Raw genomic sequence first — 20,230 nt, forward strand, 5'->3', positions numbered from 1 at the left:
GAAAACCCATGAATTTGGATTGCGTGCCACCAGCAGAATCAAGACCTTTGTTTTCAAGTTCATCTCTGTTCCTGCGAAATGGATTAAGACATCACGTAGGCATGTATTGAATATTTACTCAGACAACAATGCTTATGCCAACCTGTTCAAGACAGACTTTGGTTAAAGACCATGCTTTTCTGGTTAAACCAGCGTATTACCTCAAGTCGCTTTATGGGGTAAGGGGATTTTGTGTCTGCGACATTTCTGTTGTGCAAGAAATATGTACAATAAAATGAATTTTGTCGCTTTGCAAGCAAAATCCCACTAAACCCTATAGGTTGCGGATTTGAGGGTATCAATATCCCAAACATCGGCTATCAGGCCAGTTTCTTTTCTCCGCCAATAACCTTTTTTTCCTTCCAGCCGAGCTGTTCCATATTATTGTCAAGAAAATCATTAACTACAGCTTCTATTACTGGTACGGAAACCGAATTACCAAACTGCTTGTAGGCATAGGCATCAACTGGGTTCACGGTAAAAGAATCAGGAAATCCCTGCAATCTCGCACACTCCCTAGGAGTTATCCTTCGAGCCATGTTGTTTTGTATGACTCCCAGACGGTTGGAATCGGAAGAGGTAAGCGTGATAGAGATGCTGTCAGGATCAAGGAACTTGAATACCTCAAACGACATGTTACCACATACCAGATTATACTTCCCGTCAGTTTCCTGAATATATCCTTTTTGAAGCAATGAAGGAATAATATCCACGATGTCTTCTCTCTGATAGAAGGTCTTGATTTGCTCTAGGGTGAGTCGCTTCCCATCTTTATCTTTCCCAAATTCGGGATGGCGTCTATGAGTAACCAGCAAATTCAGGAATTCGATTTCATGCTCAGTACATTCGCCCTTCTTGCCCAGTTCCCATGAATGAATCGCCTGTCCGCCACGATAATCAATCAAGCGGTAACCATGGAGCTTGCTCAAATCCATGCCAGCTACTTTTCTTAATTGCTGTTGGAATGTTTCTGAACAATAATACTTCTTATCTACATTTTCTTCGAGAATCTGGGATACAGTAGCTCGCCTCTGACCATAAGAGAAATCAAACAGACTGAGTTCACCTTGATTCTTCTTGAAAGCATGTGAATCTGTTGCCCCCAAATTGGTCTGAAGCGTCATCTTCGGCTCAGCTCCCAATATTCCAAGTATGTATAGACGGACACGGTTTTGCGGAACACCAAAATCAGAACTGTTCAGTAACAAATCGTATGTACCATATCCCAAATCATGCAGTTTTTGCATGATGGTTTCAAAAGTTCTTCCGTGATCATGTGTATAGAGTCCCCTAACGTTTTCAAGCAGAAATGCTTTCGGCTTGTATTGCCCCAAAATTCTCTCTATCTCAAAAAACAGAGTGCCTCGTGTATCGCCAAAGCCCATGCGCTTACCTGCGTAAGAGAAAGGCTGACATGGGAAACCTCCCAACAGGAAATCAAAAGAGGGGATTTCGCTAATTTCATGTATATCCCCCTGTGGATACTCCCCAAAATTAAGTTGATAGGTCTCACATGCCCTAGGGTTTATTTCGCTGGAAAGTACGCAGTCTGAAAGGATACCATGTGCCTTGAGAGCATTGGATACCCCTAATCTGATACCGCCTATTCCTGCAAATAAATCAATGAAATGTATCATCCCAATTTCTCCTTTATAAATTCGATTAATAATTGAAACTCCTTCTCCGTATAGCCCACATTGCAATGGCTGTTCAAGCACATATCGTTGGCAGCAGAGGTTCTGGAGAAGTTGCCGGCTCCATCAATGATATAAGCCACATAGCTTCTTCTGTTGATTGTACTCTGAAATCTGGCACGTGCTTCACGTCCCTTTCTTTCTACTGTACTATTTGATGTTTCCTGGAAAGAAACTTCTATACCTACATAAGGCTTAAAACGGCCTTCATCTGCCATCCTATCGACAACAATATCAAATGTAGCTTCCTTGTCATCGTCAAGCTGGACTCCCGGAATCGTACCATTGCTTACTACACGATACTCTTTTCCGAGTTTTTCCGACAAATATCTGACGGCATACAGCTGCGCTGCATTTCCAAGATCATTTGCCGTCTTTCCTCCTACTATGCGACTTACACGAATATAATTCTGCTTCACATAGGCTGCAATCTTGCTTTTTTCGCCTAGCAAGGAACCAAGCTTGCACTTTTCCAACACCGCTCTTGTTCCTGCATTGGCAGAATATGCCCCGAACAGCAAGAGTACGATCAAGTCTTTGCATAGATTCTCGTTCCTGCAAGAAGCATGCAGCCCCTGTATGGAATCTATTTGCAGCTTCTTATTAGAAGGTGAACCTTTAACAGGCAAGCTGGTAAATGAATAGAAATATTCTCTGTCGCCCATTTTATACGCAAGGGATTTATCTGTAAAAAGCTCAGAGAATGAAGCATTGAAACGTTGCAGCTGTTCTGAACCTACATCAGACAAAATCATGAGATGCTTCAGAAACAGATGCCATCCGAACTTTGACGCTTCTATAAGCGAAAAGATTTGGGCAATATCTGTTCTGTCGGCAAGATTCAACAACGAGATAAATTTACCCTGAGTATCAAGCAAGTACTGCAAGATGCTCATCTCTTCGGCTTCTCTCTTGACTTCTTCCGGCCACCATTTCGAACCAACTGCTTCCAGTTCCTGAATAGTGCGAATATATTTATCTTGATCCATACTTCTTTATTTTAAAGTTTCTGCAAAGATACATAAAAAAAATGAGATGGGCTTTTTTTTTAGATATTATTTCAAAAAAAAGTTCAATCAGCCCACTGCCTACAACTTCATTAATTCAAACTTGTTTTCTTTTTCCGGTAATTAACATCGCATCAAGGATATCGAGGTGATAGAGAAAATGGAAAAGTTAACTTGTAAAAACTAACATGGTCTCTATTGGCGATGAATCCTTTCACAGCTTGGAGCATGCCGTATTGGAAGGCCTCACTGTTCTTGTTGTATCAGTTCATCTTCGTTGAGTGACTGAAGGGCGTTCAGAAGGTTTCTCATTCGATTAGGATGATTGCCGAATATCTTCTTGAACGTGAGGTCTGCCTTAGGATCCAAGTACTTCATAACCATCTGTTTTTAAATTCTCAAACGCAAAGTTGCGACTTTATTTTCATATCTGCAAGGGATTTCTAGGAAAAGTTACGGAAAAAGTTATTTTTAGACGCGACCCAGTCGCCATGTTAGGACAATAGCTTGTTATTTGCCCGGTCTTTGAAAGCTTTTGCCCTTTACCTTTCCCTTCGACCGGTGACCGTTGGTTCAGGGAGTATGGTACCTAAAAGGTTATTCAGTATTCAGTTATTCAGTTTTTTTCGCGATAGTAACCCTTTTTGTAGTTATAAATTGTAAGTAATTATTTTATATTATATATATATATATTTATATATATATAATATACTATCTATACAGAGAATGGTAACAACAGCGAAAAAAACTGAATAACTGAATACTGAATACGTTTCCCGAAAACGGGTATTACTTTGTAATATGCTGATTTATATGGCAAAACATAGTTTTCTATGCCACAAAACATAGAGATGCACCCCACAAAACATAGAGTTTGATTTCTTTAACTAAGTTTCAAATCGTAAGTTGCTGAAAATCGCTCCTTATCACATGCAAAAATTTGGTAGATAAAGAAAATCTTCGTATCTTTGCATTGTGATTAGAAGAAAGATATCACCCTTCTTTTTCACCATCAATCGGAAGATATAGGTACCAATCGGAAGAAAGATGAATCAGAGAACATTAAAACATTAACCCTTTAAAAATTAATTGATTATGGGAATTGGAACTAGTAAGTATCGTAAAGTAATGCGTACCCCACAAAGTGGTGAGAACGCTGGTAAGAAACTCTGGTATGCTACTGCAGTGAGCGACCGGGAGATGAACTTCGAGGACTTCGTAACTCACATCTCTGAACACAATTCGCCTTACAGCCGAGGCACCATCCACGGAGTGCTGATGGATACGCTCGACTGCCTGAAGGAGCTGATTCTCGACGGCAAGAGCGTGAGACTCTCCGACCTCGGCCTGTTCTCCATCGGTATGACCTCGCGCGGTGAGGAAACCAGAGAGAAGGTGACGGCTGCAAGCGTGCAGGGGGTTCACCTGATTGTGAGAAATACCAAGAACTGGAGTAATGCCGAGCTCAAGAAGCTCACCAAGATCGTGGCATACGATGAGTATGTAGCCGGCGAAGGAGGCGGAACCTCCGGTACTCCTGGCGGAGGCTCAGGCTCCGGTGATACCACTCAGGGTGGCGGCACTCAAGAGGGCGGCGGCTCTCAGGAAGGCGGCGGAACCCAGGAAGGCGGTGGCGGTAACACCGATAGTGGTGACGTTGGCTTCTAGGCATAGCCCCTTCGGGGGCTTTGCTCAGGTACTGAAACTGAATTAATCACTAATAAATTCAAGTTTCGCAAGTGAGGGAAATGATTGAAGTTAAAGAAGTTATCACTCCCTACGGTCGTTCCTTCTAACTTCCCTAACTTCACTGAATTTCCCCATATGCGAAAGTTCAGTTAATCACTAATAATTAATCACTAATGAAATGAAAATGAAGCGTGAAACTTGGAAGACAATCATTCAGATCTTGTTGTCTATCGTAACGGCAGTAGCCGCATCGCTCGGAGTAACGAGCTGTATGTAATAGCAGTAATGTGCTGTATGTAATAGCAGTAATGTGCTGTATGTAATAGCAGTAATGTGCTGTATGTAAATTTAGGTTCTTAATATCCTCTCCATTCTGAAAGCCGGCTGATTTTAGGCTCATCACTAAAAATCAGCCGGTTTTGTATTTTCCTGACGGGGGTACATGTGATAACCTTCATCAGATGTTAAATCGGATAATTCTTGTTAAATAAATCGATTATTATCTCGCATGGCTATACCTTTGCACCAAAATTTATAATCAAAAGGATAATATTTTAAAGGATAATATTTTAAAAAAAAAGAGAAGTAACATGAGTGAAAAAACAGAAAGTTCAGTAGCCTGCAACCCGCATCGGGTAGGCTTCCTGGGGCTGCTCGTCACACTGGGCATCGTGTTCGGAGACATCGGAACATCACCCCTCTATGTGATGAAGGCCATCCTGCATACAGGCGAAACCATCAGCGAAAGCACCATCCTGGGTGCACTGTCCTGCATCATCTGGACACTCACCCTGCAGACCACCATCAAATACGTATGCGTGGCGCTGCGTGCCGACAACAATGGCGAAGGTGGCATCCTCGCCCTCTACGCCCTGCTGCGCAAGATGAAGAGAAAGTGGATTTACATTCTTGCCATCATCGGTGCCAGCACCTTGCTGGCAGATGGAATCATCACACCTGCCATCACCGTGACCACAGCCATCGAAGGACTCGAGAGCATCAGTCCCCACCTGCCAGTCATCCCCATCACCCTGGGCATCATCACCATCATCTTCTTTGTGCAACGCTTTGGCACAGAGAGCATTGGCAAGTCGTTTGGCGTCTTCATGCTGATATGGTTCCTGCTGCTGGGCGTAACGGGAGCTTTCAGCATCACCTCTTATCCCTTGATACTGAAGGCGTTCAACCCCTATTATGCAGCCATGCTTCTGGCAAGATCGCCGGAGTGGTTCCTGATTCTGGGCGCCGTGTTCCTCTGTACCACCGGTGCCGAGGCTCTCTATTCCGACCTGGGCCATTGCGGCAGGAAGAATATCGCCATCAGCTGGGGCTTTGTGAAGACCATGCTCATTCTCAACTATCTGGGTCAGGGTGCGTGGGTGCTGAATCATGTGGATACATCAATGGCCGTGAATCCGTTCTTTGCCATCATGCCGCAGAGCATGCTGTTCTTCGCCATCATCATGGCCACGGGTGCGGCAATCGTGGCGAGCCAGGCACTCATCAGCGGAACCTTCTCCATACTGAGCGAAGCCATGAACCTTCACTTCTGGCCGCGCATGCGAATCAAGCATCCTACCCATTTAAAGGGACAGCTCTATATTCCGATGATCAACCTCGCCATGTACATCGGCGTGGTGCTCATCATCCTGCTCTTCCGCGACTCCTCGCACATGGAGGCAGCCTACGGTCTCGCCATCACCATCACTATGCTGATGACCACCCTGCTGCTCGGTTTCTACCTCCACAGCAGGGGCGTGGCGCGGATTTTCACAATGCTGTTTATGGGCGCTTACTGCACCATCGAAGCCATCTTCCTGGCAGCCAATCTGTCAAAATTCCTCGCAGGAGGATGGTGTACGATGCTCATAGGCGGAATCCTCTTTCTGATGATGTATGTGTGGGTGAGAGCCATGAAGATACGCCGACATTATATCAGCACCAAGCCGCTGAATGATTATTATCAGATTATCTCCGACATCAAGGCCGATGAGAGCATTCCCAAGTACGCTTCCAATCTGGTTTATGTAAACCACGCCAGCAAGGAAGGCACCGTAGACGACAAGCTGCTTTACTCCATCATCAACAAGCAGCCGAAACGTGCAGACCATTACTGGCTTATCAACATGGAGTTTGTTGACACACCTGATACGCTGGAGTACAGTTGCGAGACATTGATTCCCGATACCCTCTACAGCGTGACGATGCACATTGGCTTCCGCATAGAGCCTAGGGTGAGCCTCTATCTGCGCCAGGTGGTGGAAGATCTTGTGGCAAGCAGGAAGGTAGATTTGAGAAGCACCTATCCATCGCTGCGCAAGAACGGCATTCCGGGCGATTTCCGTTTCATCATCATCCACCGCGTTTATTACCCTGAGAGCTCAGATAATCGTCAACAGAATTTACTGATGAGCATCTACGCCATTATCAGCAAGATTGGCATCGACGAGCCTAAGGCTTTGGGGCTGGATACTTCCATGGTGGTGGTAGAACGGGTGCCGCTCATCATCAGCCAGCGCACCGGAAGCATCAGGCGCATCGCCCGGATTGAGGAGTAACAGGAAGATTTTCCGACACAAAAAAATCTGCCAGATGATAACTTTTCGGATTATTATTTGTATCTTTGCACCGGAATTGCGCAAAGCAAGGTTGAAAGATAATAAAAAGACAATTGAATGGGAAATAAAACAACAGCAATGGAGCGGGGAATGCAGCGACGAACGGAACTGCTCCTGGGAAAGGATAATCTTGAGAAATTACAGTCGGCACGAGTGCTCATCTTCGGTATCGGAGGCGTGGGGTCATGGTGCGCTGAGGGACTGCTGAGAAGCGGCGTGAGGAACATCACCATCGTGGACAGCGACCGCGTCTGCGTGACCAACTGCAACCGCCAGCTGATGGCAACCAGCCGCACCATCGGCGAGGTGAAGGTGGATGCACTGCGCCAGCGCCTGCTGGATATCAACCCTGATGCCAACATCACCGCCTATCAGAAAATATATCAGGCGGAAACAGCCGATGAATTCCACATGGAGGAATACGACTTCATCATCGATGCCATCGACTCGCTGAAGGACAAGGCAGATTTGATTCTCCGTGCCACTTCCCTTCCGAAGGAAATCACCTTCATTTCTTCGATGGGTGCAGCCCTGCGCAGCGACCCGTTCATGGTGAGGAAGGCTGAGTTCTGGAAGGTGGATGGCGATCCGCTGGCAAGGGCCCTGCGCAAGAAATTCAAGAAGAACAAGACGTTTCCCCGTCGCAAGTTCCAATGCGTTTTCAGCGAGGAAAAGCCGATGCAGAACAGGGGCGACCAGCGACTCGTGGAACACGAATGGTGCTCAACAAAGGCGCAGATCAACGGTTCGCTCTGTCACATCACCGCCACTTTCGGCATGGCAATCGCAGGAATGGTCATCAATCACATCATCGATTGATGGCTTGCATCATAACCAGGTGTGTGCATACTTTTCAACTTTCCCTAATGAATAAATTTATTTGAGAGCAAAAAAAACAAGATTTTCTTGCTTAATAAAAATAAAAGTCTTATCTTTGCATAAGATTAGCATGATGTTTAAATATAATCAGGAGGAGAAAATATGTTGATATACGTAGCCAACCCACTTTATGATGCCGTCTTCAAGTATATGATGGAAGACGAGCGAATAGCCAAGACATTGCTTTCTGCACTCTTGCAGAAAACGGTGATTGCTGTAGAAATGCGACGTCACGAGTATCCTAACATTTCTCGTGATGCCATATCCATGTTTCGTGTTGATTTTGCGGCAACCGTATTGGAAGACGATGGCAGCAAGAAGCTTATTCTGATAGAATTGCAGAAAACATGGCTGGAGACGGAGACCTTGCGCTTTCGCCAATATCTGGCTGTGCAGTATAACAACAAGGAGAATATGCGCAAGGAAACCAAGGGCAAGTTTGCCCTGCCTACTGTAGCTGTTTATCTGCTGGGGCATTGCGTGGGTGAATTCAAGGATCCCGTAATCTATGCCAAGCATAAGGTATATGACTATGAAGGAAATGAAATTCTCCAGGAGAAGCCAGACCCATTTGTAGAGAGTCTGCAGCATGACAGCATCATTGTCCAGATTCCGCTGCTGAAAGGAAGAGTGAACAATAGACTGGAGAAAATATTGAGTGTGTTCGATCAGTCACAGATTTATCCAGATGACCAGAGAATGCTAGAGTTGGATGAAAATAAATATGCGGATGATGCAGAAATGGCTCATATCCTTCATCGTCTCCAGTCGGCAGCCGCTAATCCTGATATCAGAAACAGAATGAATGCTGAGGATGAATTCTTCCAGGCTTTGGAAGACAGGGATACTACTATTATGAAGAAGGATAAAATCATTAAAGAGCAGAATGCGAAGATGGAAGAGCAGAATGCTGTGCTTGAAGAGCAGAAAGCGAGGATGGAAGAGCAGAAAGCATCTTTGCGTGCTGCAGTCTTGGCTCTGTCGAAATCTGGCATGGCTGCAGAAATGATAGCAAAGACATTGCATATCGAAGAGGAGAAAATAAAAGAAATATTATCCTAGCCAATAACATCAAAACAGAAGAAGGCGATAGTAGACACATCGTGGTGAGCCACGGCCGCGTCCGTGAGCATCTCTGCGGCATCTACGAGTTCCTGGAATCCAAGAAAATGGAAAGCCTTCAGGAGCTGGAAAAGAAATAATATTCTAGTGGCGTATATGTGGGAATTGATTGAAGTTAAAGAAGTTATCACTCCCTACGGTCGTTCGGGAAGTTAAGAGACAATAGTCATCTGGCGTAAAACTTAGAACATTTGTCCCTTTAACTTCCCCTTAACTTCCCTCTAACTTCCCTCTAACTTCCCTCTAACTTCCCTCTAACTTCCCTCTAACTTCCCTCTAACTTCCCTCTAACTTCCCTCTAACTTCCCTCTAACTTCCCTTTAATTTCCCTTTAACTTCCCTCTAACTTCCCTTTTATCTTCCCTTTAACTTCCCTTTAACTTCCCTTTAACTTCCCTTTAACTTCCCTCTAACTTCCCTTTAACTTCCCTCTAGCTTCCCTCTAACTTTCCTTTAACTTCCCTCTAGCTTCCCTCTAACTTTCCTTTAACTTCCCTCTAACTTCCCTTTAACTTCCCTCTAACTTCCCTTTAACTTCCCTCTAGCTTCCCTCTAACTTTCCTTTAACTTCCCTCTAGCTTCCCTCTAACTTTCCTTTAACTTCCCTCTAACTTCCCTCTAACTTCCCTTTAACTTCCCTCTAACTTCCCTCTAATTTTGTTCCCAAAAAGGCAGTATATTTAACAAATAATAACATTCCTGCTTTCTTTATAATATATTAACTATTACAATTTGGAAATATTACAAACTTTTCTTACCTTTGCAGTCGAAAATGAATAAAAACAGTAAAAAATATACAATTCTCAGAATTTATGATGAACAGGATAACCAATTATATTCTCCTCATCACATTCTTAATATATGGCGGCAGAGCGCCAGCACAGAATGTCAAGCATGAGAACGACTCCGTGAAGATGAACAAACCATTCAATATGGATGTACGGACGAACATAATATATGACGCATTACTGATTCCCAACGTAGGAGTGGAATTCGACCTCGGCAAGAGATGGACGGTTGCCGCCAACGCCATATATGGCTGGTGGAACAACGACCGTAGCCATTGGTACTGGCGAGCCTACGGTGGTGATGTTGCCTTGCGCAAATGGCTGGGAAAGGCAGCCCGAAGGAAAGCCCTCACGGGGCATCATGTCGGGGTGTACGGCCAGATTTTCACCTACGATTTCGAAACCGGTGGAAGGGGCTACATGGGCGGCAAGCCCGGTGGCACGCTCTGGGACAAGATGAACTACGTGGTGGGAGCCGAATATGGCTACTCCCTCCCCATCGCCCGAAGATGGAACATCGATTTCACTATCGGAGCCGGATACTGGGGCGGAATCTACCACGAATATCTCCCACAGGACGGTGAATACGTATGGCAAGCCACGAAGAAGCGGCAATGGATAGGCCCTACAAAGGCTGAAATATCCCTCGTCTGGCTCCTGGGCAAAGGGAACTGTAATCAGGGAAAATCCAGAAGGAAAAATTCTTTTCTGATGGATTCCACAGACTGGAAAGGAGGTGGCGATGATTAGAAGAATCCTTACATTTTTCATCCTCCTGCTCACCCTTATCCTGACTTCCTGCGAGCATAAGGAACTCAAATTCCCCGAAACCGTCAAGTTCCGTTCCCTCAGAGTGGTGCTGAAATGGGAACAGCTGGCAGACTTCGAGAAGCCGGAAGGAATGCGAGTCATCTTCTTCCCTCTCCAAGGCAAAGGAGATCCCTGGATATTCGACTTCCCGTATGGTGAAGGCCGGACGATAGAGTTGCCAGTCAACGACTATGCCGTGGCGAGCTACAACTATGATGCCGACGGCATTCTGTGGAAGAATACTGACAGTTTCTGGCAGTTTACCGCCTATACCCGCTCCGTTCAGACGCCTGATGGCGAGCATGCCTGCATCACTCCTCCGTGGATGTGCGGCTACTATCTGGAAACGGTTTCGGTCAAGGACAATGGCAAGGAAGACGAGCTGGTCATCACGCTCTATCCCGAGAACAAGGTGAGCCGATACACCTACGAGGTGCATGGCATCCGCCATCTTGAGAGAGTGGCTGACATCAGGGCGAGTCTTTCTGGAATGTCGGGTTCGCTGCTGTTGGCAAACGATGAGTTGCCCGATGATGTTCCATCCGAGCGCCTGCTGTTTGGCGGCGAGGTAAAGGACGGTCAGATCAGGGGCGGCTTCTACACCTTCGGCTATCGCCAGAAGAGCACCGAGCCTCATGTGTTCAAGCTCTACATCAAGAGTCGCACGGGCAAGTTGCATGTTCTGGAGCAGGACGTAACCCAGCAGGTCCGTTCCTTCCCTGTAGAGGGCCATATAGGCAATGTTCATCTGGTATTGAACTTTGATTTCGGCATTCCGGAGGATTCCGGAGGCATCAAGGACGATGCCGGATTTGACGTAGGAGCCGATGACTGGGCAGACGTAAACACGGATATTCAGTGTTAGAAAATATGCGATTCAGAAAGTTTTCAGGTAAAATAAACCAATTATATATTTAATGTTTCAGTAAATTTAATTATCTTATGAACAAAATTTATTTATTAACCGCAGCCTTTGCCGTAATGGCATCGCTGTCAGGATGCTCGGACACCGAGCTCGCAAGCATTGACACCGTTCAGGAAAAGACCCCAATCGGCTTCCATACCGTTGGCAGCCAGATGGAATCTAGAGCAACGATTATTAATTCTGGGGATATCACAAAAACGGACTTCAAGGTATATGCCTTTGATGGTGATGGTAACGCTTTTATGGGTAATAATGATACTGATAATGATTTTTTCGCTCATAATGGTGTTCACATCAAGTATGACGCTGTGAACAGTGCCTGGACATATAATGATCCTTCAAATCTTCGATATTGGCCAAATTATTCGCTGGATTTTTATGCAGTAAGTCCTGCAACCTTTCCTGGTGAATTGTCTTTAGGTTGGAAATTTAACCATGAAAGCCCAACGATTTTCTATTCACCCAGCGATGAGTATGCCAATACATCAATTCCTGCCAATGTTGATGTAATGTACGCTGTTGCCAAGGGACAGACAAAATCTGGTGGCGGGAAGGTGAATTTAGCTTTCAAACACATTTTGTCACAAATTGCTTTTCAGGCAAAGACCAATGATCCAAACTTAGTTGTAGAGATTAATGAAATTAAGCTCTTCAATATAAAGTTTAGCGGTTACTTTGATATTCCTACAGATAATACTGCACCGAAAAGAAAGAATTGGCGACCTAATGACCTCCAAAGAGGTGGTCTTGATTTCACTGTTATAAAAGAAGGAGCAAATATTACGGTAAATAGTACTACAGATGCTACTGATATATCTAAAAAGACACCAATGTTAGTTATCCCTCAGCAGTTGAGAGCTTGGCAAACCAGTACAACAACACCTAAAACAAAAGACGATGCTGATAAAGACAAAGAAGGCTATTTAGGTATTAGTTGCAAAATTAAAGTAAACGGAGAATATATAAAAGGTGACGCAAGTAAATTTGAGTACATTTGGGTTCCATTCGGAGCTGATTGGCAACCAGGCAAGCGTTATGTCTACACCCTGATATTCGGTGGTGGTTATGATGAGCATGGTCAGCCAATCTTAACTCCAATTAATTTCGAACCATCAGTAGAAGATTGGGGAAATGTTGATGACAATACTTCAACAGACAAAGACATTCCATTGTATCAATAACATTCAATTAGGCAAAAACTTCACAAGTAAGTCCAATTATAGATAAAATCCCCTGCAAGAGAACAGCAACAAGCTACCTCTTGCAGGGCTTTTCATATCCCTACCCTTTTTATCCATAGTTTAAAGAAGCTCGTTTTACCCATATTTTAAAGACCCCCGTTTTACCATACGCCCTGAACCAACGGCCATCGGCCGAAGGGAAAGGCGCAGAGCCCGTTTTCCCCATACGCCCTGAAAGGGCAGAAGCTCCTAGCCCAGGGCATCGCCCTGGTTTTTTATTGTCGCAAACCTGTCGCCCTGTAAGGGCGCCTTGCTGAAAACGCTATTATACCCAGGGTGCTGCCCTGGGCTAGGAGCTTTTGAGCCTTCAGCCCGTTCTTGAACCACATGAGAAAGTTCTGTATTTTCATATCCCACGGATATATTAATTTATCTCTCAGAGATATTTTCATAATTCACAGAGATATTAGCCCCGTCCTTTTAGAAATAAAGATAAACCAGGGAACTGTAGAGCTGGACGGAGAGAACGTAGAGGAGATAGAGCGGAGCAAAGACGCGGATGCCTGAATACGACGCCTCATAAGCCTCCGTGAGCGAACGGAAGCGGTTGCTCGCCACACCAAAGGTGAGACTCATCACCATGACCGCAAAACAAATGTACGGAAGGAGACTCTTCGTAAAACTACTGCCCCAGATGCCACCCATCACGTTCAGCAATATAGCATGGGGAACCATCGTGAGACAAACCATCACGAAGACGAACAGCAGAAACTCGAAAAACACCACTCGCATGGCTACCCGCTGGCGATATTCCCTGCCGTTGAAATGAAGCAGACCGCTCCTGTAGAGTGCCCCCAGCGAGATGCAGAGCAGCAGGAGCCAGACCAGCATCGGCTGCATCAGATTCTCCGTAAAGCGTCCGAAGAACCATCGGATGCCCTCGGCATTGAGCAACGTGCGCGGGAAGGTTTCCGGCATCGCAGCCGTCTGCAGCCACGATACCAGCACCAGAACGCACTGGCCAACCAGCAATCCGCTAGCCAGCCATGCCCCCAAACGGGTCAACTTCCGATAAATCGATATCCTATTCCTCATAGTCCTATTCCCCATGACTTATCTCCCTCGTGACCTACTCCTCGTCAGCCACGAGATTATCAATATCCAGGATGCGCAGTTCGCAGGCCCTTACCACCAGTCGGGTGGCATTCACGCTATTGCCGTTGTTGCCGTCAGGAAACAGCTTCTGCACCAGCTCGTTCTGGCGCTTCTCCAGACTCTTCACGCCGAAAGGCATTCCTCGCAGGCCAGTAATCTGCTCCTTGGTGTAGCCCAGGGCAAGATGGCGCAGAAAACGCTCGTCATATTCATCAATCTCGTAATTGATGAGAGCCTCCTGGCGCATCAGCTCGCTGTTTACGCTCTTTTTGAATCGCTCGATAATCTTCTTCAGGATAGGCTGGTTGAAGACCATCTTCTTGCCGCCCATGCAGCTCGCCACATCACCACGGGTGAGCAGTTCACCGCTCTTTAGGATGATTCCGTCGCATCCGGCATCCAGCGCATCCACCCAAAGCTTCTCGTTGAGGATCTCGCCCGTAAAGATGAGCACCTTCACGTCGGGATACTGCTGCTTGGTGCTGCGGCAGATTTCCACGCCAATGGTGGTAGAACCGCCCAATCCCAGATCGAGCAGCACGAGGTCGGGCTTCTGCGCCTTGATAAGTCGCCAGTAAGCCGGTTCGTTTTCGGCAGTTCCAATGATTTCTGCCTCAGGAATGTCGGTCTTGAAGATGCCCTCGGTACCTTTCAGCTCCAGTGGCACATCTTCTACTATAATCACTTTAAAATTCTCCATATCTCTATTCTATTTTAAGTATTTCTATTCAACTCCAGCTTGAGTTTTCTCATTCTGAACTTCTGTTATTTCTAATTCAACCTTATGTTTCCATCTTTCCTTCAAGCCCTCGAAGTCGATTCTCTTAACGACCGCTACAGGCAGGACAGCCGTGATGATTGCACTGCCGTCAGATCCGGCAGTGGAACTGAGACCGCAGCCGCGCAAGTTGGTAATATCACCTACCTCTCTGGCTATCTGTCTTGCCACGAGATAATTGACATCCACGGTAGTTGAAGAAAAGAAATCGGTAATCTGGCGGGAAACGTAAGCCGACTCATGCTGCTTCACATACACCTCGGCATAAGGATTTCCGTCCGTAGTCTCGATTCTGATGTCGCACTTCTTCGTATTGGCTATCAGGATTTCGAAAAGAAGCTCCAGCAGGTGGTAATCCAGCCTTACCATACCCTTCGCCTGCTCCATCGCCTGAGTACTCAGCATGGTATATACCGATTTGTAATACTCTATCAGCTCGCGTAGCGATTCCACATCATCGGGATTGGTTTCGATGAGCTGTCGGATGCGCGACGGATAATACATCGTTTCGTGTTTCAGGGCAGAGAGACAGTTGTCGAGCACCTGATTGGCAACATACAGCTTGTCGCCCTCGTATTCCGTTCGATGGATTTCATCTTCCAGCAGTTCCAGTCTGCTGTAGTCCTTCCGGACATCTGCAATGCCGTCGTTCAGCGCTTTCTCGATGCGCACCACCACCTCGTTGAGCTGTTCGCTGTTGGCTCTACGGCTGGTTTTCTCATCCCATATCTCGCTGATTCGCTGCAGCTTTTCCTTGTCAGAGCTGCTGCTGAGCAGAATCTGGTTGATGGTATTCACCTTGTCTACGGCGAAGCGATAGCGCAGGATGTGGCGATAATACAGCAGATAGTAAGCCAGCGGCAGCTGCAGCAGGAGGAGTATCAGGAGAACCACCGCCACATTCTTGGAGTTTTTGGAAACCTCCATCGTGCGCACGTATTCATCGAGCGTATTGTCGGCGCTCATCTCCCTGAAGAGCTGGGTGTAGACCTTGTTGTTGCTGGCATACAGGTCCCACTGGTGGAGCGCCAGGGCTGCCACAGCACTCTCGTTGCGGATATCGAGAATCACGTTGTAGTCGGTTGGCAGACTGTCTCTGAGCCACTGCAGTTCGGCTATGGCTCCCGACTTGGGATACTTCACCATCAGGAAGGTTCCCTTAGGCCGGAGCGAGAGATAATGGCGGTTGAGATACTCTCTTGCTGAATCGGCGAAGGCAAGCGTGCGCTCGTAATGACCGTTGACATTGCTGAAATAGGCGCTGTCGGCATACTGGTCGGCTCGCTGCAGATTGAGCGGCTTCTGAACGGCTGTACGCTTGTGCTGATGATGAGAGCCATGAGATTTCTGCATCTTTGCCCAGGCGCTGCCTGAAGGAAGACATGAGAACAGGGCTATCAGCAACGACAGCAGGAGCATACGACCCGCAGGAAGGCGGAAGGCAAAACGGCTCCCCTTGCCCACCTTGCTTTGTACAGAAATATCGCACTTGTCAAACATGCGGCTCGTCTTCTTGTATTTCTCGATGATTCCCTTGCAGTTGATCAGTCCGAAACCATGTCCGCCGGTATAGGCGCGGTCGAAGACATGAGCCAGCTGTTCCTCGTCCATACCCCTTCCGTTGTCCGTGATGGAAATCTCCACATACTTATCCTCTGCCTTGACCTGAGCCTCGACGACCACCTCACCACCGGCAGGAGTAAACTTCCTGGCGTTGTCGGCTATCGTATTGATCATGAAGAGCGTCAGGGCACGGTCGGCTTTCAAAACAGCATCCGTCGGCTTCACCACGAGCCTGATGCCCTTCATCTGGAAGCTCGTCTTTCCCTTCTCCACAATGTCGAAGAGCTGTTGCAGGGAGAAGCTCTCAATGCGGAGATTCAGCATTCCCTGCTTCATCTGAATCCAGCGTGTCAGGGTACTGTTATAATCTTCAATGACATCTACCAATTCCAATATATACTGGTAGCGCTGTTTTCTTACCTCCTCGGTTTCACCACCCTTGCAGAGTCGGGTCACCTCGTTCAGCATACGGTTTATATACGAAAGATTTGAGTTGGCAAACTCCACTTTGGTGCGCTGCTCCACGTTGCGTTCCTTGTTGGCAGATACTCTCATCGTCAATTCCATACGGCGTTCTGTTTCCTCTTCAAACTTCTCAAGGAATTCTTTATGTTTCTGAGCATTAAGTTCCATTCGTTCATGCAGAGGTTTAAGCAGTTCTTCCGTGGATTCCTCCTTGGCTTTCTTGCGCTTCATATAGTCGAAGACATAGAGCAGGATGACGGCAATGACAATCATGGCTATCACGGCGATGATCATGACATTGAGAATCGTGGCGATATCGTCGAGCTGGGCTGCACGGGCTTCGAGCTGGCGGTCCTGTCGGGAAGACTCCTGCAGGTCGAGATAGGCGTTGCGGTTGTAGTCGCTCTTCACCTTGTCGTCGAGTGCGGAATAAGCCAGACTCATCTGCTCGCGGATGGAAGCCACGAGGTCGGGCGCCTGGAAGATAGCCTTGTTGTCATAGAGCGCATGGTTCAGACAGTCGAGCGACGACTGGTAATCCCTGATTTGCCAATAGCACTCGGCAAGGGTACGATGGGCTCCTGCCGTCTGATAAACATCGCCATAGCTGCTGAAGAGATTGAGCGCCCGCTGGGCAAAGTTGCCGGCAAGCAGGTTGGCTGGCATCTGCTCGATGTTGAGATACTGGAAGGCAGGCAGGTTGTTCCTGATGAGGAACTCCCGGTTGTCTTCATCCTGGATATGTTCGCTGATAGCTTGAAGGGCATTCGCCTGCCAGTAAGGATAAGGATTAGGACCGCTCGCCAGCATGTAGCATCTGATGAGCATATCGAATTCTGCCTGCAGAATCTCGTGCTGAGTACCGTGGGTAATCGCTCCACCCGAACCGTAATTGTAGAGATAGTTCAGATACTGGGCTGTGTCCTGCTCCAAGGCGTCAGGGTCTATCTGGTTCAGGGCTTGCATCATCGGCTTCTCCAACTGCACATAATAGAAATAGGTGGAAGCCACAACCGCAAACTCTGACTGGGCATAGACCGCACGCTGATATTCACGAGGAGGAAGGTTATCAGTCTCCTCGCCTATTCGGCGCAGTCGGCGCATCGCTTTCTCACGATAGGCGTAGAAATCCTTGTTGCGGGCTTCCCGCTGACAGAGTCGCATATTCTGGACGTCGGCAATAAGGAGTTCTATCTGGTTGTCGCTGCGTTCTTCCACCTGGTTGAGCCACTGTTTGGCAAGCTTGTAATCCATCTTGGCTATAGCCACGAAGGCAAGGTTGTTGCAAGCCTCTGCATAACCGGTAGGATAATCGCCGGAAAGAGCTAAGGCTCTCTTTGCCAGCACTTTGGTAGAGTCGAGGTTGCGATAGTGAAGAGCATAGGATTGGCTGTTCAACTTATCCACCTCATACTGATGGGCAGGCGAACAAGCTGAAAAGAAAAGCGCCGCCACCACCACAAGGTTGATGACGACGCTATAAAGATGACATTTCTTTTTATGCATAAGCATAAAAACCAAACAACTTTTATTTAAAAACGATTTTCAAAATTAAGCGCGAGCCTTGGCAATATAGCCAAGAGCTTCCTGGCACTTAGCTGTGATAGCAGCCCAGTCGCCAGCAGCAACAGTCTCCTTAGGGAAAAGCTTAGAGCCCATACCTACACAGAGAACGCCAGCCTTGATCCAAGGAGTAAGATTCTCCTCTGTTGGCTCTACGGCACCTGTTACCATGATGTTGCTCCAACGCAATGGTGCCATCACATTCTTGACGAATGAAGGACCACCTACGTTACCTGCAGGGAATACCTTGGTTACATCGCAACCTGCTGCCTGAGCATTGTTGATTTCTGTAACAGAACCACAACCTGGTGAATATGGTACCAGGCGACGGTTGCAGACTGGTGCAATGTCAGGGTTGAAGTTAGGACCTACGATGAAGTTGGCACCCAACTGGAGATAGAGAGAAGCTGTACCAGCGTCAACCACTGTACCAGCACCCAAGATCATCTCAGGGCAAGCCTTGTCAGCCCACTTTACCAACTCACCGAAAATCTCGTGAGCGAAGTCACCTCGGTTAGTAAACTCGAAAACGCGAACGCCACCCTCATAGCAAGCCTTGATTACGTTCTTGCATATTTCAACGTCCTTATTGAAGAATACAGGAACCATACCAGTCTCTTTCATGGCTGCCATGACCTGCATTTTGCTAAACTTTGCCATTTTTATTTTAATGTTAAGTGTTAAATGTTATCGCTGAACGCGACCATTAGCGTTACCGCCAGCAAGACTCTCTACCTCATCAGCAGAAACGAGGTTGAAGTCGCCAGGGATAGTGTGCTTCAATGCAGAAGCAGCTACTGCGAACTCCAATGCCTCTGCCTGAGTCTCCTTGGTCAGGAGACCGTGGATCAGACCACCAGAGAAAGAGTCACCACCACCTACGCGGTCGATGATAGGGTTGATATCATAGTGCTTGCTCTGGTAAAAGTCCTTGCCGTCATAGATAAGAGCCTTCCAGCCGTTGTGTGTAGCAGAGAGAGACTCACGGAGAGTAGAAACAACATACTTGAATCCGAACTCCTTCATCATACCCTGGAAGATGCCGTAGTAACCCTCAGCATCTGTCTTGCCGCCCTCTACGTCAGCATCTGGCTTGAAGCCCAGGCAGAGCTGAGCATCTTCCTCATTACCGATGCAAACGTCAACGTACTTCATCAAAGGACGCATTACAGAGATAGCCTTCTCTGAAGTCCACAGCTTCTTGCGGAAGTTGAGGTCAACAGAAACAGTTACGCCATGACGCTTAGCAGCCTCACAAGCCAACTTGGTCAACTCAGCAGCCTTGTCGCTGATAGCAGGAGTAATACCGCTCCAGTGGAACCACTGGGCACCCTCCATGATCTTATCGAAATCGAAATCTGCAGCATCAGCCTCTGCGATAGCGCTGTGAGCACGGTCGTAGATAACCTTTGATGGGCGCATAGAAGCACCAGTCTCAGCATAGTAAAGACCAACACGGTCGCCACCACGAGCAATGAAATCAGTGTTTACACCATAGCGACGGAGAGCATTCAGGGCAATCTGACCAATCTCGTGCTTTGGCAGCTTAGATACGAAGTAAGCCTCGTGACCATAGTTAGCCAAGCTGACAGCTACGTTAGCTTCACCACCGCCAGGGATGATGCGGAATGAATCACTCTGAATGAAGCGCTCGTTGCCTTCTGGTGACAAACGAAGCATAATTTCACCTAATGTTACAATTTTTGCCATTGTTGATAGTTTTAATTTATTGTTTTTATGTTTGTTTGTAATTGACAATTCTAGGAACTCATCATTACATGATCTTGACAATGTTTTAAGTCACCGTCTCATATCGCTGGCAAAAATAACCATAATTTCCCAAATAACGAAATAAAAAGGGATTTTTTTTCGTTTTTACCCGTATTTTTCCTTTTTTCAATACTTTTTTTTGGTTTTTGTGCAAAAAAACAGCTGTGTATTCGCACAATTCATT

At 46.7% G+C, this 20,230-nt stretch carries 14 protein-coding genes and 2 pseudogenes; 8 read left to right on the top strand and 8 right to left on the bottom strand.

Features of this window, described 5'->3' with window-relative positions; all coding sequences use genetic code 11:
* Positions 1–359: 359 nt before the first annotated feature.
* The 3 genes and pseudogenes from dcm to ACTQ16_RS13540 form a co-directional block, all read right to left on the bottom strand.
* Positions 360–1,676 carry a DNA (cytosine-5-)-methyltransferase gene (gene dcm / locus ACTQ16_RS13530; protein WP_295348276.1) on the bottom strand — a complete coding sequence of 439 codons (1,317 nt, stop codon included), beginning with the start codon at positions 1,674–1,676 and terminating at the stop codon, positions 360–362.
* Entirely contained in the window at positions 1,673–2,722 is a 1,050-nt protein-coding gene (locus tag ACTQ16_RS13535) for a hypothetical protein (RefSeq protein ID WP_441937858.1), read from the bottom strand. The genes dcm and ACTQ16_RS13535 overlap by 4 nt, the downstream gene beginning before the upstream one ends.
* A 273-nt stretch (positions 2,723–2,995) precedes the next feature.
* Positions 2,996–3,118 (bottom strand): annotated as a pseudogene (locus tag ACTQ16_RS13540) (Rpn family recombination-promoting nuclease/putative transposase); the annotation flags it as partial.
* A gap of 717 nt (positions 3,119–3,835) precedes the next feature.
* On the opposite strand from ACTQ16_RS13540, the gene ACTQ16_RS13545 reads away from it, so the two are divergent.
* The 8 genes and pseudogenes from ACTQ16_RS13545 (at position 3,836) to ACTQ16_RS13580 (ending at position 12,752) form a co-directional block, all read left to right on the top strand.
* Entirely contained in the window at positions 3,836–4,408 is a 573-nt protein-coding gene (locus ACTQ16_RS13545; protein ID WP_441937859.1) for an HU family DNA-binding protein, read from the top strand.
* Positions 4,409–4,613: 205 nt separating this feature from the next.
* Positions 4,614–4,706, top strand: a complete 93-nt coding sequence (locus tag ACTQ16_RS13550) for a smalltalk protein (protein ID WP_153121823.1) — start codon at positions 4,614–4,616, stop codon at positions 4,704–4,706.
* Positions 4,707–5,019: 313 nt separating this feature from the next.
* Positions 5,020–6,987 (top strand): KUP/HAK/KT family potassium transporter, encoded by a 1,968-nt coding sequence (locus ACTQ16_RS13555; protein ID WP_441937861.1) that lies wholly within the window; start codon positions 5,020–5,022, stop codon positions 6,985–6,987.
* Between the two features lie 117 nt (positions 6,988–7,104).
* The gene (locus ACTQ16_RS13560) at positions 7,105–7,866 is read left to right on the top strand and encodes a tRNA threonylcarbamoyladenosine dehydratase (RefSeq protein WP_294970520.1); all 762 of its coding nucleotides are present in this window, start codon (positions 7,105–7,107) and stop codon (positions 7,864–7,866) included.
* 162 nt (positions 7,867–8,028) lie between these two features.
* Complete coding sequence (locus tag ACTQ16_RS13565; RefSeq protein ID WP_295346442.1) at positions 8,029–8,988, top strand: hypothetical protein; 960 nt, start codon at positions 8,029–8,031, stop codon at positions 8,986–8,988.
* Positions 8,989–9,986: 998 nt separating this feature from the next.
* Positions 9,987–10,586: pseudogene (locus ACTQ16_RS13570) on the top strand (DUF3575 domain-containing protein); the annotation flags it as partial.
* Positions 10,579–11,511 (top strand): DUF5119 domain-containing protein, encoded by a 933-nt coding sequence (locus ACTQ16_RS13575; RefSeq protein WP_441937863.1) that lies wholly within the window; start codon positions 10,579–10,581, stop codon positions 11,509–11,511. The pseudogene ACTQ16_RS13570 and the gene ACTQ16_RS13575, both read left to right, overlap by 8 nt.
* A 77-nt stretch (positions 11,512–11,588) precedes the next feature.
* Positions 11,589–12,752, top strand: coding sequence for a fimbrillin family protein (locus tag ACTQ16_RS13580; RefSeq protein WP_441937865.1), 1,164 nt, complete (start codon positions 11,589–11,591; stop codon positions 12,750–12,752).
* Between the two features lie 480 nt (positions 12,753–13,232).
* On the opposite strand, the gene ACTQ16_RS13585 is transcribed toward ACTQ16_RS13580, so the two are convergent.
* From ACTQ16_RS13585 to ACTQ16_RS13605, 5 genes are read right to left on the bottom strand one after another with little or no spacing between them, the layout of a single operon-like run.
* Positions 13,233–13,847 (bottom strand): ABC transporter substrate-binding protein, encoded by a 615-nt coding sequence (locus ACTQ16_RS13585; RefSeq protein ID WP_441937867.1) that lies wholly within the window; start codon positions 13,845–13,847, stop codon positions 13,233–13,235.
* A 34-nt stretch (positions 13,848–13,881) separates the two neighbouring features.
* Positions 13,882–14,607, bottom strand: coding sequence for a DUF5932 domain-containing protein (locus tag ACTQ16_RS13590; RefSeq protein WP_153126131.1), 726 nt, complete (start codon positions 14,605–14,607; stop codon positions 13,882–13,884).
* A gap of 24 nt (positions 14,608–14,631) precedes the next feature.
* Positions 14,632–18,219, bottom strand: a complete 3,588-nt coding sequence (locus ACTQ16_RS13595) for a DUF5112 domain-containing protein (protein WP_441937869.1) — start codon at positions 18,217–18,219, stop codon at positions 14,632–14,634.
* A 45-nt stretch (positions 18,220–18,264) separates the two neighbouring features.
* Positions 18,265–18,936, bottom strand: coding sequence for a bifunctional 4-hydroxy-2-oxoglutarate aldolase/2-dehydro-3-deoxy-phosphogluconate aldolase (locus tag ACTQ16_RS13600; protein WP_006846600.1), 672 nt, complete (start codon positions 18,934–18,936; stop codon positions 18,265–18,267).
* Positions 18,937–18,963: 27 nt separating this feature from the next.
* Positions 18,964–19,986 carry a sugar kinase gene (locus ACTQ16_RS13605; protein ID WP_294970509.1) on the bottom strand — a complete coding sequence of 341 codons (1,023 nt, stop codon included), beginning with the start codon at positions 19,984–19,986 and terminating at the stop codon, positions 18,964–18,966.
* Positions 19,987–20,230 lie beyond the last annotated feature (244 nt).

The organism is Prevotella sp. LCP21S3_D2 (genome assembly GCF_052118345.1).
Lineage (GTDB): Bacteria > Bacteroidota > Bacteroidia > Bacteroidales > Bacteroidaceae > Prevotella.